At 71.0% G+C, this 15,739-nt stretch carries 16 protein-coding genes; 15 read left to right on the top strand and 1 reads right to left on the bottom strand.

The genetic code is table 11. The features are described 5' to 3' along the window. Window positions 1–134 precede the first annotated feature (134 nt). The gene (locus tag ACH45N_RS20330) at window positions 135–2,747 is read left to right on the top strand and encodes a LamG-like jellyroll fold domain-containing protein (protein ID WP_397397149.1); all 2,613 of its coding nucleotides are present in this window, start codon (window positions 135–137) and stop codon (window positions 2,745–2,747) included. Window positions 2,748–2,873: 126 nt separating this feature from the next. On the opposite strand, the gene ACH45N_RS20325 is transcribed toward ACH45N_RS20330, so the two are convergent. Then, window positions 2,874–3,113, bottom strand: a complete 240-nt coding sequence (locus ACH45N_RS20325; RefSeq protein ID WP_051109391.1) for a hypothetical protein — start codon at window positions 3,111–3,113, stop codon at window positions 2,874–2,876. Window positions 3,114–3,311: 198 nt separating this feature from the next. On the opposite strand from ACH45N_RS20325, the gene ACH45N_RS20320 reads away from it, so the two are divergent. From ACH45N_RS20320 to ACH45N_RS20255, 14 genes are all read left to right on the top strand, one after another. Next, on the top strand, window positions 3,312–5,435 hold the full coding sequence (locus ACH45N_RS20320; protein WP_397397147.1) for a type IIA DNA topoisomerase subunit B: 2,124 nt from the start codon (window positions 3,312–3,314) through the stop codon (window positions 5,433–5,435). A gap of 93 nt (window positions 5,436–5,528) precedes the next feature. Further along, a complete protein-coding gene (locus ACH45N_RS20315) occupies window positions 5,529–5,978 on the top strand; it encodes a DUF4430 domain-containing protein (protein ID WP_397397145.1) in 450 nt (149 codons plus the stop codon). Next, window positions 5,957–6,646 carry a DUF6580 family putative transport protein gene (locus ACH45N_RS20310; RefSeq protein WP_397397143.1) on the top strand — a complete coding sequence of 230 codons (690 nt, stop codon included), beginning with the start codon at window positions 5,957–5,959 and terminating at the stop codon, window positions 6,644–6,646. The genes ACH45N_RS20315 and ACH45N_RS20310 overlap by 22 nt, the downstream gene beginning before the upstream one ends. A 365-nt stretch (window positions 6,647–7,011) precedes the next feature. Next, window positions 7,012–8,430, top strand: coding sequence for a lipase family protein (locus tag ACH45N_RS20305; protein ID WP_397397141.1), 1,419 nt, complete (start codon window positions 7,012–7,014; stop codon window positions 8,428–8,430). A gap of 230 nt (window positions 8,431–8,660) precedes the next feature. After that, entirely contained in the window at window positions 8,661–8,957 is a 297-nt protein-coding gene (locus ACH45N_RS20300) for a WXG100 family type VII secretion target (RefSeq protein ID WP_182617598.1), read from the top strand. Window positions 8,958–8,961: 4 nt separating this feature from the next. Continuing rightward, window positions 8,962–9,243: a hypothetical protein gene (locus ACH45N_RS20295; protein WP_397397139.1), complete on the top strand. Its 282-nt coding sequence runs from the start codon at window positions 8,962–8,964 to the stop codon at window positions 9,241–9,243. Between the two features lie 42 nt (window positions 9,244–9,285). Then, window positions 9,286–10,734, top strand: coding sequence for a hypothetical protein (locus ACH45N_RS20290; protein ID WP_397397137.1), 1,449 nt, complete (start codon window positions 9,286–9,288; stop codon window positions 10,732–10,734). Then, window positions 10,731–11,462 carry a hypothetical protein gene (locus tag ACH45N_RS20285; RefSeq protein WP_397397135.1) on the top strand — a complete coding sequence of 244 codons (732 nt, stop codon included), beginning with the start codon at window positions 10,731–10,733 and terminating at the stop codon, window positions 11,460–11,462. Before ACH45N_RS20290 ends, ACH45N_RS20285 begins: the two co-directional genes overlap by 4 nt. Beyond that, window positions 11,459–12,226 carry a hypothetical protein gene (locus ACH45N_RS20280; RefSeq protein ID WP_397397133.1) on the top strand — a complete coding sequence of 256 codons (768 nt, stop codon included), beginning with the start codon at window positions 11,459–11,461 and terminating at the stop codon, window positions 12,224–12,226. The genes ACH45N_RS20285 and ACH45N_RS20280 overlap by 4 nt, the downstream gene beginning before the upstream one ends. Window positions 12,227–12,311: 85 nt before the next feature. After that, on the top strand, window positions 12,312–12,608 hold the full coding sequence (locus ACH45N_RS20275) for a WXG100 family type VII secretion target (RefSeq protein ID WP_182617598.1): 297 nt from the start codon (window positions 12,312–12,314) through the stop codon (window positions 12,606–12,608). Window positions 12,609–12,615: 7 nt separating this feature from the next. Continuing rightward, window positions 12,616–12,900 (top strand): hypothetical protein, encoded by a 285-nt coding sequence (locus tag ACH45N_RS20270; RefSeq protein WP_397397131.1) that lies wholly within the window; start codon window positions 12,616–12,618, stop codon window positions 12,898–12,900. Between the two features lie 83 nt (window positions 12,901–12,983). Beyond that, window positions 12,984–14,258 (top strand): hypothetical protein, encoded by a 1,275-nt coding sequence (locus ACH45N_RS20265; RefSeq protein ID WP_397397129.1) that lies wholly within the window; start codon window positions 12,984–12,986, stop codon window positions 14,256–14,258. Between the two features lie 72 nt (window positions 14,259–14,330). After that, window positions 14,331–14,981, top strand: a complete 651-nt coding sequence (locus tag ACH45N_RS20260) for a hypothetical protein (RefSeq protein ID WP_397397127.1) — start codon at window positions 14,331–14,333, stop codon at window positions 14,979–14,981. Window positions 14,982–14,992: 11 nt separating this feature from the next. After that, window positions 14,993–15,718: a hypothetical protein gene (locus ACH45N_RS20255; protein WP_397397125.1), complete on the top strand. Its 726-nt coding sequence runs from the start codon at window positions 14,993–14,995 to the stop codon at window positions 15,716–15,718. The last annotated feature ends 21 nt before the right edge of the window (window positions 15,719–15,739 follow it).

Genomic DNA, 15,739 nt, shown 5'->3' with positions numbered 1-15,739 from the left:
GTGATGAGCGCGAGGGGCGCGATGGGAATGAGCTGAACGTGGGGTAGGCGGCGCGACGGCCGGACGTTACGGTAGCCCCTGGCAACGATGCCTCCCTGTTGCCGACCGTGTTCGGGACCAGAAAGGTGACGCCGATGTCGCTAGCAAGGTCGCACCACACCCCGTCGTCCGCCCGCCCCGCACCAGCCGACGTCCGACCTCGTCCGGGCCGCCGCGCCCGACGTCGCCTCGGCGCGGCCCTCGCGGCCCTGGCCACAGGCGCCGTGCTCGCCGTCGTCCCGGGGACGGCCGCGCCGGCCGCCACCCCGGACGCGAGCCCGGGTGCCAGCCGGCCCGCGACCCAGGCGACCTGGCCGGTCAGCGACGCCCACCTGCCCACCCCGTGGACGCAGCAGGTGACGCCCGACAACGCGCTGCCGGAGTACCCACGGCCGCAGCTCACGCACGACCGCTGGGAGAACCTCAACGGCCTGTGGGAGTTCGCGGGAGCAGCTGAGGGGGAGGCCCCGCCGTTCGGCGAGACGCTCGCCGAGGAGATCCTGGTGCCCTACCCGACGGAGTCGGAGCTGTCGGGTGTCGACCGGCACGAGGACCACATGTGGTACCGCCGCACGGTCGAGGTCCCGGCGTCCTGGCGCACCGGCGGCCAGCGCGTCGTGCTCAACTTCGGTGCCGTGGACCACACGGCCACGGTCTGGGTCAACGGGCAGGAGGTGGCCCACCACGAGGGCGGCTACGGCCGGTTCTCCGCGGACGTCACCGACGCCCTCACGAGGTCGGGCCCGCAGGAGGTGCTGGTCGGGGTCACCGACCGCACGGACGCGACCTGGCAGCCCGTCGGCAAGCAGCGCAACGTCCCGGACCGCGGCATCTTCTACGAGGGCGCGTCCGGGATCTGGCAGACCGTCTGGATGGAGCCGGTCGCGCCGGGCCACGCCACGAAGCTGGACATGACCACCGACGTCGACACCAGCACCCTCACGCTCACGGTCGAGGGCAGCGCGGCGGCCGACGGCAGGCGGGTCGACGTCGTCGTCCGCGCGGGCGGGAAGGGCAAGGCCGTGGCGCAGACGGCCGGGACCGTGGGCGACGCGCTCTCGGTGCGCGTGCCGCACGCCCACCTGTGGACGCCGGACGACCCGTACCTCTACGACCTGGAGGTCCGCGTCCGCGACACGCGCGGCAAGGTCGTCGACACGGTCGGCTCGTACTTCGGCATGCGCGAGATCGGGATCGCGCCCGGCGCGGACGGGCGCAACCGCGTCACGCTCAACGGCGAGGTCGTCTTCCTGCTCTCCACGCTCGACCAGGGCTACTGGCCGGACGGCATCTACACCGCGCCCACGGACGAGGCGCTCGCGTTCGACCTGGAGCAGCACAAGGAGCTGGGCTTCAACACGGTGCGCAAGCACATCAAGGTGGAGCCGGACCGCTGGTTCTACCACGCCGACCGGCTCGGCCTGCTGGTGTGGCAGGACATGCCGGCGATGAAGCCCGGCCGTCCGCCGGTCGAGGCGCAGGAACGGTTCGAGCGCGAGCTGCACGAGATGGTCGACCAGAACTCGAGCTGGACCTCGGTGATCGGCTGGGTGCCCTTCAACGAGGGCTGGGGCGAGTGGTCCCAGGAGGCGACCGGGCGGATCGCCCGCGAGGTCAAGGCCCAGGACCCGACCCGCCTCGTCAACGCCCACTCCGGCGTCAACTGCTGCGACTCGCTGGGGGACAGCGGCGCGGGCGACGTCATCGACTGGCACCAGTACGTGGGCCCCGCCCAGCCGGTACCGGACGCCACGCGCGCCTCGATCGACGGCGAGCACGGCGGGTTCGGCCTCGAGGTGGACGGGCACATGTGGTTCGAGGACGGCCACGCCTACGAGATGACGCCCGACGTCGCCACGCTCACCCGGCGCTACGTCGAGAACCAGGAGGACGTGCTCATCGCCGCGCAGCAGTGCGGCATCAGCGGGTCGATCTACACGCAGATCACGGACGTCGAGCACGAGGTCAACGGCTTTTTCACCTACGACCGGCAGGTCGAGAAGATGGACTTCGGGCAGGTGCGCGCCGTGAACGAGTCGATCATCGAGGGCGCGGACGGCTCGGGCGCGGAACCGCCCGTCGTCGACCCCGGGACCCCGGGGCTGGCCGGGGTGCACGCCTGGGGCTTCGACGAGGGCACGGGCACCGTGGCCGCGGACGGCGTCGGCGACGCCGACGCGACGCTGACGGGCACCACCTGGGCCGACGGCGTGGCGGGCGGCGCCCTGTCGTTCGACGGCGCCGGCGAGGCCGACACGGGGCGGACCCTGGTGCGGACCGACGGCTCCTACAGCGTCTCGGCGTGGGCGCGGCTGGACGTGGCCGACGGCGGTTTCCAGACCGTCGTCAGCCAGGACACCGGCGGCAACAGCGCGTTCTTCCTCCAGTACTCCGGGCAGGACCAGCGCTGGGCGATGAGCTTCGTGGGCGCGCGTGCGCTGTCGCCCACCAAGCCGGAGCCGGGCCGCTGGTACCACCTGGTGGGCGTGCGCGACGCCGCGACGGGGGAGCTGTCGCTCTACGTGGACGGCGAGCGGGTCGCCACGAGGAACGTCTGCACCGCACCGGAGACGCAGGGGCCGCTCGTGATCGGCCGCGGCCAGTACGGGGGCAACGAGGTCGACCACCTGCGCGGGGACGTCGACGACGTCCGGGTCTTCGACCGGGCCCTGACCGCCGAGGAGGTCGCGCAGCTCGCGGCGGGCTGAGGCGCCGGGCCCGAACGGAACCGTGCCCGGACATGACGACGCCGGCGGTGGGTCACCCTTCGGGGTGGCTCACCGCCGGCGTCGGTCTGTCGGCGTCTGTGGTCCGGTGGTCGTCCGGCCTGGGTGTCAGGCCTGGCCGTGCTCCGCGTGGAGCCGGTCGGTCTCGTCCTGGACATGGGTGGCGACGTCCGCGTAGGCGGACGCGTGTGCGCGCGCGTGGTGGCCGCAGAAGAGCAGCTCGCCCACGGGCAGAACGACGCGCACGTAGGCCTGCGCGCCGCAGCGGTCGCAGCGGTCGAGGGCGGTGAGCGGTTCGGTCGTCAAGGTCGTCACATCTCCATCCAACCATTCGCTCGCGCGGTTCATGCCGGCCCGGGTGGGCGGTTCGCTGCGAGCATAGCGGCGTCGCTCACACTTCTGGTGCCGTTCCGCCCCCAATTGCGCTGAAAGGGTAATTTCCGTCATGGGGTGAAAACTGGCGTCACACAGCCGTTCGCAGGGCGTTCGGGCCACGTCGCGGGGCGCCTGACGTGGGTTGTCGGTGACCTCGTCTACGCTGTCGCCGTGACCGCAACGTCCGAGTCGTACACCGCTCGCCACCTGTCCGTCCTCGAGGGCCTCGAGGCGGTGCGTAAGCGTCCCGGTATGTACATCGGGACCACCGACTCCCGTGGCCTGATGCACTGCCTCTGGGAAGTCATCGACAACTCCGTCGACGAGGCCCTGGGCGGCCACGCCACGAAGATCGGCGTCGTGCTGCACGCCGACACCTCGGTGACCGTCTCGGACGACGGGCGCGGCATCCCCGTCGACATCGAGCCCAAGACGGGCCTGAGCGGCGTCGAGGTGGTCTACACCAAGCTGCACGCGGGCGGTAAGTTCGGCGGCGGCTCCTACCAGGCGTCCGGTGGTCTGCACGGCGTCGGCGCCTCCGTGGTGAACGCGCTGTCCTCCCGCCTCGACGTCGAGGTCGACCGCGGCGGCAAGACGCACCGCATGACCTTCCACCGTGGCGAGCCGGGCAACTTCTTGGACCCGGCGTCCGGTCCCAGCCCCGACGCGCAGTTCCAGCCCTTCGTGGACCACTCCGAGCTCGCCGTGGTCGGCAAGGTGCCGCGCGGCCGCACCGGTACGCGCGTGCGCTACTGGGCCGACCGGCAGATCTTCCCCAAGTCCGCGGTGTTCAGCTACGACGAGCTGGTCACGCGCGTCCGGCAGACCACGTTCCTGGTGCCGGGCCTCGAGATCGTGGTGCGGGACGAGCGCGGCCTGCCCGGCACGCCGGGCGAGAACGGCCCGCACGAGGAGTCCTTCAAGCACACCGGCGGCGCCGCCGACTTCGTCGAGTTCCTCGCCCCCGACACGCCCGTCACGGCGACGTGGGTGCTGCAGGGCTCGGGCAGCTTCACCGAGACCGTGCCGGTGCTGGACGAGCGCGGCCACATGTCGCCGCGCGAGGTGCAGCGCGAGTGCGAGGTCGACATCGCGCTGCGCTGGGGCACGGGCTACGACACCGAGGTGCGCTCGTTCGTCAACATCATCTCGACGCCCAAGGGCGGCACGCACCTGACGGGCTTCGAGCAGGGTCTGCTCAAGGTGATCCGCAAGGGCGTGGAGACCAACGCGCGCAAGCTCAAGGTCTCCACCAAGGACGGCGCGGAGCGCATCGAGAAGGACGACGTGCTCGCGGGCCTCACGGCCGTGGTCACCGTCCGTCTCGCGGAGCCGCAGTTCGAGGGCCAGACCAAGGAGGTGCTGGGCACCGGCCCGGTGCGCCAGATCGTCTCCCGCGTGGTCGAGAAGGAGATCCAGGCCCGCCTGACCTCCACCACCCGCGACGGCAAGACGCAGGCCTCGCTGCTCCTGGACAAGATCGTCGCCGAGATGCGCGCCCGCATCACGGCCCGCAAGCAGAAGGAGATCTCGCGCCGCAAGAACGCGCTGGAGACCTCCTCGCTGCCGGCCAAGCTCGCGGACTGCCGCTCGAACGACGTCGAGCGGTCCGAGCTGTTCATCGTCGAGGGCGACAGCGCGCTCGGCACCGCCAAGCTGGCCCGGTCCAGCGACTTCCAGGCGCTGCTGCCGATCCGCGGCAAGATCCTGAACGTCCAGAAGGCGTCGATCAGCGACATGCTCCGCAACGCGGAGTGCGCGGCCATCATCCAGGTGCTCGGCGCCGGCTCCGGCCGGTCCTTCGACATCGAGGCGGCGCGCTACGGCAAGATCATCATGATGACCGACGCCGACGTCGACGGCGCCCACATCCGCACCCTGCTGCTGACCCTCTTCTACCGCTACATGAAGCCGATGGTGGAGGCCGGCCGCGTGTTCGCGGCGGTGCCCCCGCTGCACCGGGTCGAGGTGATCGGCAACGGCCGGCGCAAGAACGAGTACATCTACACGTACTCCGAGGCCGAGCTGGGCGTCACGCTCAAGAAGCTCGACCGCGCGGGCCGGCGCTACAAGCCGGACATCCAGCGGTACAAGGGCCTGGGCGAGATGGACGCCGACCAGCTCGCGGAGACCACGATGGACCCGCGCCACCGCACGCTGCGCCGCGTGACCGCGGAGCACGCCGAGGCCGCCGAGCGGGCCTTCGAGCTCCTCATGGGCACCGACGTCGCGCCGCGCAAGGAGTTCCTCATCGCGGGGGCCGCCGAGCTCGACCGGTCGCGGATCGACGCCTGAGACCGGGCCGAGTCCGACGCCTGAGTCCGACGCCTGAGATCGGCGCCTGAGACGGCGGCGCCGTCGTGTGCACGCCGACCTAGACTGGCCGGCGTGAACACGACTTCCCGCCATCCCCTCCGGACCGTCGCCTCCGCGGCGGCCGCCCTTCTCGTCGCCGGCCTGCTCGCGGCCTGCGCCGGTACGGCGGCGGAGCCGGAGCCGATGGTCTCGGCGACGCTGGGACAGCAGTCGGCAGACGAGTCGTCGCCGTCTGCCGAGGCCTCGCTGTCGACCGACGCGTCGGGCGAGGTCGAGGGCCTCAGCTACGGCGGCCGGACCGGCGCGACCGCCCTGGAGCTGCTGCTGGAGGCCGACCCGTCGGCCGAGGTCACGGGGGAGGGCGCCAACGCGTTCGTCACCGCGATCGGCGGCCGGGTCGCCGACGACTCGAAGAGCGAGTTCTGGTCGCTCGCCGTGGACGGCGAGCTCGCGCAGGTCGGCGCCGGGGCGCTGGAGACCGAGGACGGTCAGGAGATCACGTGGACCCTCGAGACGTACTGACGCCGCCGTCGGACGGACGCGACGAGACGGCCCGCGAGGTGCCGGGGCGTGCCCCCGCTCGACGTGACCCCGCTCGTCGTGAACCCGCGCGTCGTGACCTGACCGTCCGGGAGCTGGCCCACCGCTGGTGGCGGCCCGCGACCGTGGTGCTCGTGCTGGCCGCCGCCGTGGGGTGGCGGCTGGTGGCGCCCGGCCTCGGCGCGCCCCCGAACCTGGAGATCGCCACCGCGGCGACCTTTCTCGCCGTGCTCCTGCTCCGCAACCGGTGGGCGGCCGTGGTGCCGTTCGCCGTGGTCGCGGTGAGCGACGCGGTGCTCGGCAACACGCAGATCATGTGGTTCACCTGGTCGGCGTGGGCCGTGGTGGGCGCCGGCGCGATCCTTGCGCGGCACCTGCGCGGGCCCCGGCGGTACGCGGCGGCGCTCGGCGTGGGCGTCGTCGGCTCGCTGTGGTTCTTCGCCTGGACCAACTTCGGCGTCTGGCTGCTGGACGGGATGTACCCGTCGACCCTGGACGGTCTGCTCGCGAGCTACGTGGCGGGCCTGCCGTTCCTGCGCACCATGCTGCTCGGCAACCTGGTGCTGGTGCCGTTCGCCGCGCTGCTCGCCGGCCTGGTGGAGCGCGCCGAGACGGCCGCGTCGGCGGCCCCCGCGGTCGCCCGGGGCTGAGCCGCGGGCCGCTCGCGGCTGAGCTCAGCTGATCGCCGGGCAACTGTTCCTGACCTCGGTCCGTTGCACCGAGATCGGTCCGTCGCACCCAGATCGGTCCATCGAACGACCGACCTCGGTGCAACCGACCGATCTCGGCGGTCCGGGGGCGGGCAGCCAGCGTGCTACCCAGGCCGAGCGCGCCAGCTGAGCCGTGCGTGCCAGCGTGCCAGCCGTCGACCGCATGGCTGGGCTCCGGTCCGGGAGCGGACTTTTCTGTCCGGATGCTGTTGTCTCCGTGCTATTGCGGTTAGAGTCAGTAGCGGCCCGCTCGCGGGTGCGGGCGCTCAACGCCGAGCGTCCGAGGACCTCACCGAGGAGATCCGATGCCGCTCGTCCACCACTCGCACGTCTCGCACCTGTCGTCCGCCATCCCGAAGGCCGTTCCCGACACCGTCCGCGAGAGGGGCCGCAGGGCTGTTTCCTCGGCAGTCCGGCGTCGAGCTCGACTGCGCTGGACAGCCGTCGTCGCGGCCGTGACCGTGCTCGCTCTGCCCGCGGTCGCCGTCCCGGCCGCGGCGACGTCCGACCCGTCCGACCCGTCCGTCCAGCCCGGCGCCGCGTCCGTCTCGTCCGGCCCGTCCGACCAGCCCGGCCCGTCCGACCAGGCCGACCCGGCGTCCAACCCTGTGTCCGACGTGCCCGACGTCCCCGTCGTGCCGAACCAGGCCGTCCCGCTCGACGACTTCTACACCCCGCCGACCCCCCTGCCCGACGGCGCGAACGGCGAGGTGGTGCGGTGGCGCGAGGAGCCCCGGCAGCTCAGCGCCCGCAACTACCTGGTGATGTACCACTCGACGAACGCCACCGGCCAGGACATCCCGGTGACCGGCCGGGTGCTGGTGCCCACCACGCCCTGGCGGGGCGAGGGGCCGCGGCCGATCGTGTCCGTGGCGAGCGGGACGCGCGGCGTCGGCGACACGTGCGCGCCGTCGCGCTGGCTCGACTACGAGCGGCCCTTCATCGAGCCGATGCTGCTGGCCGGCTGGGCGGTCGTGGTGACCGACTACGAGGGGCTGGGCACGCCGGGCGGGCACACGTACGTCGTCGGGCAGTCGGAGGGGCGCACCGTCATCGACATCGTGCGTGCCGCCACGAACCTGCCGGCCACCGGCTTGCAGGCCGGGGGCAAGGTCGCGTTCTCCGGGTACTCGCAGGGCGGCGGGGGAGCGATGTGGGCGGGCGAGCTGCAGCCGGAGTACGCGCCGGAGCTCGACCTGGTCGGCGTCGCCGCGGGCGGGGTGCCCGCCGATCTCAGCGAGGTCGCGGACGGGCTCGACGGCCAGGTCGGGTTCGGGTTCCTCCTCTTCGCTGCCTACGGGCTCGACGCCGCCTACCCCGAGCTCGATCTCGGGTCGTACCTCAACGAGCGGGGCCGCGCGACGTACGAGCGGGAGAAGGACGCCTGCGTCGAGGCGACGATCGCCCACGCGTTCCAGAACATCGGGATGTTCACCTCGACCAACCCGCTCCGGTCGCCGCAGTGGCAGGCGCGGCTCGCCGAGAACCGGCTCGGGGCCAACCCGCCCGACGTCCCGATCCGCCTCTTCCACGGGACGCTCGACGAGATCGTGGCACCGGGCCAGGCCAGGGCGCTGCGGGACGAGTACTGCGCCGCCGGCGCGGAGGTCCAGTGGGAGTGGCACCTCGGCGAGCACGTCTCGACGATGGTGACCGGGGCACCCGGCGTCATCACGTTCCTCGACCGGCGGTTCAAGGACCGGCCGTTCCTGGTGCACTGCTGACGGCGCTGCCGAGGGTGAGGCACCGCTGAAGTCCATGCAAAAGCGCAGGTAAGACCCACTTTTTGTGCCGCCGACGACGGGTCCCGGGTGATCCCCGGGCCCGTCGTCGCCATGCCGCGTGCCGTTCCCCCGCTGTTCACTCCGGCGTCGCCGTCCGGTTAGTCCCATTGATGACGATTGCCGGGTACGTGAGTCCGTCCGAGAACGACCAACGCACGAGGGGTTCTGTCATGGCCAACATCAATGTGACCTTCCAGCAGATGGAGGACGCTTCCCAGCGCATGAAGCAGGAGGCGGACGACATGCAGCACAAGCTGGACCAGCTGCGTTCGATGGTGGACAACCTGGTGCAGGACGGTTACGTGACGGACAAGTCCTCCAAGCGGTTCGACGAGTCCTACAAGGAGCTCGACAAGGGTGGCAAGCAGGTCATGGAGGGTCTGACCGGTATCGGTGAGTACCTGAAGCAGGCCGCCGAGGCGCTCCGCAAGACCGACGAAGAGCTCGCGAACGCCCTGAACAAGTAGTCCCGTGGCCGACCTCGTAGTCACGTCGGTCGCCGTCGACGAGGCCGCCGAGCAGCTGGCGGCGATCATCGACGAGTTCAAGAACATGGGAAAGCTGTGGGAGGACGGCACCGTCTGGGGCCACGACACGGTCAAGAAGGCCATGGACGACTTCGTCGAGGACTGGTGGGTCAAGCGGGAGAAGCTGACCACCAACCTCTCGGACCTGCAGAAGAAGATGGCGCAGGCCGCGGAGCAGTGGAACGACCTGGAGATCGAGCTCGCGGCGTCGTTCGACGAGCAGTAGCTAACGAGCCAGTAGCAGACGAGCAGCAGGAGGACGACGAGGATGGGCGACACCCGGGCCGGGGAATGGCATCTGCTCGACTACGACTCCGACCCCGTCCCGGCCGACGTGGCCGGGCTGGACCCGGTGATCAAGCACTACGAGGACATCGCGCTGGCGATGTCGACGCAGGCCAAGCTGCTCAAGAAGATCGGCGACGGCGACGAGACCCTGCTCAAGGGCAAGGCTGCCGACGCCATGCGCAAGCGCTCCCGGGAGAGTGCTGACGCGCTGAACAAGGCGTCCGGCCGGTACGACGACATCCGGGACGCGCTGCGCACCTTCCGCCCGGAGCTGGAGTACGCACGCTCGGAGACGGGCCTGGCACTGACGGCGGCCCAGGACGCGGCCGCCGCGCAGAAGGGTGCCGAGGGCCTGCCCGACCCGGTGAACGCCGACCGGCCGGACGACGCGCCGCCGCTCACCGACCAGGAGAAGCAGGAGTCCGAGAGCCGCGCCGGCAAGATCAACGAGGCCAGGGGCGACCTGGAGGCGGCCAAGGCCAAGGCGCGGGCAGCCATGGTCAAGTTCGACGCCGCGGCCACCGCCGCCGCGAACAAGATCCGCGAGAACTGGGGCGACGACGGCCTGCACCACAGCGGCTGGGAAGCGTTCCTGCACAAGCTGAACAAGTTCCTCAAGAAGCTGGTCGAGATCCTGATGTACATCGGGATGGCGCTGGCGATACTCAGCATCCTCATCCCGGGCCTCGGCATGCTCACGCTGCTGAGCGTGATCGCGACCGTGGTCTCCGTCGCGGCGAGCTTCATCCTGGCCGTGCAGGGTGAGGGCAGCTGGCTGAGTGTCATCATCGGCATCCTGAGCCTGGGCCTGATCGGCGTCGCGGCCAAGATGGCCGGCTCGCTCAAGACCATCCAGGCGGCCCAGCTCGGCTCCAAGGTGAAGTTCACACCGGGGGCGATCAAGGAGCTGAACAGCCTCGCCAGCCGGCTGGCCATCTACTCCAAGAACCCGATGCGTCCGTTCGACCGGTTCATGACCGGCAAGCTCGGGGCCCAGATCAAGCCGTTCACGAACTGGGGCAACTTCATCCAGACCACGCGCGTGTCACCGGGCTGGTGGCAGATCGGCAAGCCGAACGCGTGGGTCAAGGGCGACTTCAGCAAGTTCGGCGCGTGGTTCAAGAACGACTCGAGCCGCTTCCTGGCCGCTGTCAAGGGCGGCCCGTGGCGCTGGGACCGGCTGATCGGCATCAGCGACATCAAGGACGTGCAGAAGATCAACGCGGCGCTCAGTCAGCTCGGGATCACCGGGTTCGCCATCAAGCCGTGGATGTACATCGGCCCCGTCTCGTACACGTTCGGCTGGTCCATGCGGCCGTTCAGCCTGATCAACCCGTCGAACTTCAACCCGACCGACCCGCGCTGGAGCCTCGACGGCTGGCGCGACGCCGACTACAGCGGCCTCTACTCGGAGCAGACGGGCCTATGAGGACACCGGAGACCCGCACGACCCGCACGACCCGCACGACCCGCACGACCCGCACGACCCGCACGACCAGCCCGTCCCGTGCCCTGGCGGCGTCCTGGGAGTGGCGGCTGGACCTGCCCGACGGCTGGCTGGAGGTCCCGGGCGGCATCACCGGGGCCGCCGAGGACCTCGCCGCCTGGGAGCGCGGGGCCAGGGCGGTCGTGCGGGAGTCGCTCGAGCCCGTACCCGACGAGTCGGGCACGCCGGTCGAGCTGGACGACGACGCACGCGCCCAGCTCGACCAGCTGGCCGCGATCTCGGTGGCGAACCTCCGGGAGTTCGCCGACGGCATGGCCCCCGGCGACCATCGCGTCGTCGCGGCCCTCGGGGTGCTGGGACGCAGCCCGGTCCCGGTGCTCGTCGCCGTCGGGATCAGTGACCCGGCCGCGCCCGACGACGACCTCCTGGCCGCGCTCGGCGCGACGGGCGGCCACCCGGCGGCGCCACCCGCCGTCGAGTACCCCGACATGCCCGACGGCGACGGGGTGCGGGTGATCCGCCTCGACATCGGCGAGGAGAGCGGGGGCGCCTGGATGAGCGTGGGACTGGGGCGCCGCACCGAGCACCCGGACGCCGTGGTGGACACGGTGCTGGTCTGGCGCACCCAGGACCTCGTGCTCGGCGCGGCGATGGTGGAGCTGCTCGACGAGCTCATGCCGGCCGTACGGATCGACCGGGCCGCGGCATGACCGGGCCCGCGGCAGGACCGGCAACGGGGCCCGGAGCAGGACCGGCCGCAGGATCGCCGGCGACGCCGACCGACACCTGGGCCTTCCTCCTGCCCCCGGGATGGGCGCGGTTCCCGCTCGGCGAGGGGCGCGGCAAGGAGCGCGACGCCGCCGTCGACGAGGTGGTCGCCCGTGCGCTGCCGGAGGACCGGGCGCTCGGCGGCGGTCCGCAGGACACCGGCGTCGCGGCGCACCGGGAGCTGCTCCGGGCCGCGCTCCGCGTGGCGCTCGCCGGCACGAGCACCGGCACGAGCACCGGCACCAGCATCGGCACCAGCACCGGAGCCGTCTACCTCCCGACCGTCCCGATCGCGGGCATCGCCGTCCCGGCGTCGATCACCGAGACCGAGCTCTTCGGCGAGGTGGGGCGCAGCCCCGCCGACGTCGCGGAGCGGGTGCTGGGCCGGACCCACGACACGTGTGAGGCGGTTGACCTGGACGGACGTCCGGGTGCGCGGGTCGTGCGGACCGGGCACGATGTGCACCGAGAGGGCGGTCGGCCGGCACGCTCCACACGTGAGGTGACGTATGTCGTCTCCCGGGACGAGGCGGCCGGCGACTGGCTGGTCCTGTCCTTCAGCACCGGCTGGACCAGCCGGGACACCGAGCGGCTGGCCGAGACACTGGTCGAGTTCTTCGACGCCGTCATGGCCACGTTCCGCTGGACCGGACCCGGTTCGAACCCCGGGCACCTGCCCGGACGAAGGGTCCCCGGATCCGCGTAAGGGATTACCCGAAGATTCACCCCAGGGGTGTCCGGTTCATGTACGATCGCCCTGTTTTCCACGAGGCAACCCGAGAGGACCGATCATGGCCAACATCAATGTGACCTTCCAGCAGATGGAGGACGCTTCCCAGCGCATGAAGCAGGAGGCGGACGACATGCAGCACAAGCTGGACCAGCTGCGTTCGATGGTGGACAACCTGGTGCAGGACGGTTACGTGACGGACAAGTCCTCCAAGCGCTTCGACGAGTCCTACAAGGAGCTCGACAAGGGTGGCAAGCAGGTCATGGAGGGTCTGACCGGTATCGGTGAGTACCTGAAGCAGGCCGCCGAGGCGCTCCGCAAGACCGACGAGGAACTCGCCAACGCGCTGAACAAGTAGTCGTCAGATGGCCGACCTCGTCGTTACCTCGATCGCCGTCGACGAAGCTGCCGAGCAGCTGAAGTCGGTGCTCCATGAGCTCGAGAACATGAAAGAGCTCTGGGACGACGGCGACCTCTGGGGTCACAGGACGGTGAAGAACGCCATGGGCGACTTCGTCGACAGCTGGTGGGTCAAGCGGGAGAAGCTCCAGGAAAACCTCAAGGACCTCCAGGACAAGATGGAGAAGGCCGCCGAGACCTGGAACAACACCGAGATCGAGCTGGAGAAGTCGCTCACGCCCGAGAGCTGAGCCGACGGACCCGAGGCTCGACAGACCCGAAGACCTGGTCGCCGCCGGACGGCGCGGCCAGGCCCGAACTATGAGGAGGCCGGATGAGCGCCGCCCGCGTGGGTGAGTGGCATCTGCTGGACTACGACGACGACCCTGTTCCGGCCGAGGCGTCCGGTCTGGATGCGGTGATCAAGCACTACAAGGACATCGCCGAGATGATGACCACGCAGGCGGCGCTCCTCAAGAAGATCGGCGACGGCGACGAGACCCTGCTCAAGGGTGAGGCGGCCGACGCCATGCGGGGACGCGCCGGGGAGAGCCACGAGCACCTCGCCGCCGCCGCAGGTCGGTACGACGACGTCCGCGCCGCCCTGGAGGCCTACCGTCCCGAGCTGGAGACCGCGCGCTCGGAGACGGGCAAGGCCCTGGCGAAGGCCGAGGACGCGGCCGCGGCCCAGAAGGGCGCCGAGGGCCTGCCGGACCCGGTGAACGCGGACCGGCCGGACGACGCGCCGCCGCTCACCGAGCAGGAGAAGCAGGAGTCCCAGAACCGGTCGAACAAGATCGAGGGCGCCAAGGGCGAGCTGGCGGCGGCCAAGGCCATCGCCGTCGCCGCGATGTCGGCCCTCGACTCGGCAGCCGAGCGGGCGGCCGCCAAGATCAAGGAGAACTGGGGCGACGACGGGCTCAAGCACAGCGGCTGGGAAGCCTTCGTGCACGGGTTCAACAAGTTCCTCAAGGGGCTGGTCGAGATCCTCGGCTACATCGGCATGGCGCTCGCCGTGCTCGCGATCCTCCTGCCCGGGGTGGGGGCGTTGGCGCTGGCCGGCCTGATCGTCGGCGTCGTGAGCCTGGTCGCCTCGATCGTGCTCGCGGCCCAGGGCGAGGCGAGCTGGATGGGCGTCATCCTCGGTGTCATCGGCGTCGCGGCGGCCGGCGTCGGCATGGTGGTCGCGAAGTCGATCACGGCGTCGGTGAAGGCGGCACAGGGTGCGGTGCTCGCCGGCAAGGGTGGCTCGAGCACGTTCATCGGCACCCTGGGCGGTTTCATCATCAAGCCGATGCAGCTGCAGAAGATCTCGATCATGATCACGAACAAGCTGCCCGGCTGGGCCTCGATCGTGTCCCCGATCAAGTCCTGGTCGCTCAGCGGCGCGCTCGGCCTCGGCGGGCTCAAGGAGCTCAGCCTGCTCGGCCTGTGGGGCGCGAAGTTCACGATCAAGCCGTGGATCTACGTCGCCGGTCCGGGTGCCATGCTGTCGGGTCTCATCAGCGGCCTCTGGGGCGCCGTGCCGCCCACGAGCTTCCCGGGCGAGGACCGCCGCGGGGACTGGACCGGGGAGACCGACTACGAGTACAACCACCTCACCACCTGAGCCAGGAGCCGATTCAGTGTTTGCGACTTCGTGTGCGACTCCGCTGTGTGCGACGAGACGTAGGGGGCCGGCATGAGCGGCGTCGGCGTCCAGGACTGGACCTGGACCATCGAGCCGCCGGCCGGCTGGCTGGTCGTGCCCTCCACGGTGACCGAGCCCGCCGAGACGGTGGGCGCGTGGCAGGGAGAGGCCGTCGAGCTCCTGCTCACGTCGTTCCTGCCGGAGGAAGCGGACGGCGGGACGGCGCAGCCCGACGCCGGCCACGTGGAGCTCGTCCGCGACTCGCTGGCGCAGACGGTCGCGAGCCTGGTGGCGTTCGCCGACGGGGCGGCGACCGAGGGCGCCCGGGCGGTCGCGGGCCTCGGCCTGCTGGACCGCGGCCCCGTCCCGGTGCTCGTCACCGTCGGCATGATGGACCCGGACGAGTCGGACGACGCACTCATGACCGTGCTCGGCGCGACCGGCGGCAACCCGGTGAACCCGCCGAGCATCGAGTACCCCGAGCTGCCCGACGGCGACGGCATCCAGGTCACCCGCGTGGACATCGACGAGGCGGGCGGTGCCTGGGTGACGGTCGCCGTCGGCCGGCGCACCGAGCACCCGGAGACCGTGGTGGACACGGCCCTGATCTGGCGCAGCCAGGACCTCGTGCTCGTCCCCACGATCCTGGACACGCTCGTCGGCCTGCTGCCGGCCGTGAAGATCATCCGGAGCGAACCGTGAGCGAGAGTCCCGTGAACGAGAATCCTGTGCGTCAGGCCCCCGCGAGCCAGGCTCCCGCGAGCGAGAACCCCGGGCGGCCGGGCGGCAAGCCGACCGACGCCTGGGTGATGCTCCTGCCGCCCGGCTGGGCCCGGTTCCCGACGGGTGAGGGCCGCCAGCGCGAGCTGGACGAGGCGGTCGAGCAGGTCGTCGCCCGGTCCCTCCCGGACTCCCTGCCCCGTGACAAGGCCGAGCCGTTCCGGCACATGCTGCGCGACGAGCTGCACAAGACGCTGGGCCAGGCGCGCGACGCCGGCACCGGCGCGGTCTACCTGCCGACCGAGCCCATGGAGGGCGTGATCGTCCCGGGCTCGATCGCGGAGATCGAGGTGGTCAGCGACGTCGGCACCGACCCGACCCGGATCGTCACCAGCATCCTGAGCGACGGGTACGAGCAGAGCGAGCTGGTCGAGATCGACGGCCGCCCCGGCGTCCGCGTGGTGCACACCGAGCACGGCGTCAAGAGCGAGGACCTGGAGCTGTCGACCCGGCAGGTGCTGTACGCGGTCTCCCGGGACGAGACCGACGGCGAGTGGCTGGTGCTGTCGTTCACCACGATCTGGAACAGCGAGAACACGGAGCGCCTGGCCGAGGCCATGGTGCTCTTCTTCGACGCCGTGATGACGACGTTCCGCTGGGCCGGCCCCGGCACGAACCCCCTCAAGCTGCCGGAACGCAGCGTTCCCGGCTCGGCCTGAGCGACCTCCTGAACGACCCTG

Origin of the sequence: Promicromonospora sp. NPDC019610 (assembly GCF_044389365.1) — a bacterium.
Classification (GTDB): domain Bacteria; phylum Actinomycetota; class Actinomycetes; order Actinomycetales; family Cellulomonadaceae; genus Promicromonospora.
Note: the sequence above shows the minus strand (reverse complement) of the source record. Positions and strands in the feature narration are given on the sequence as shown.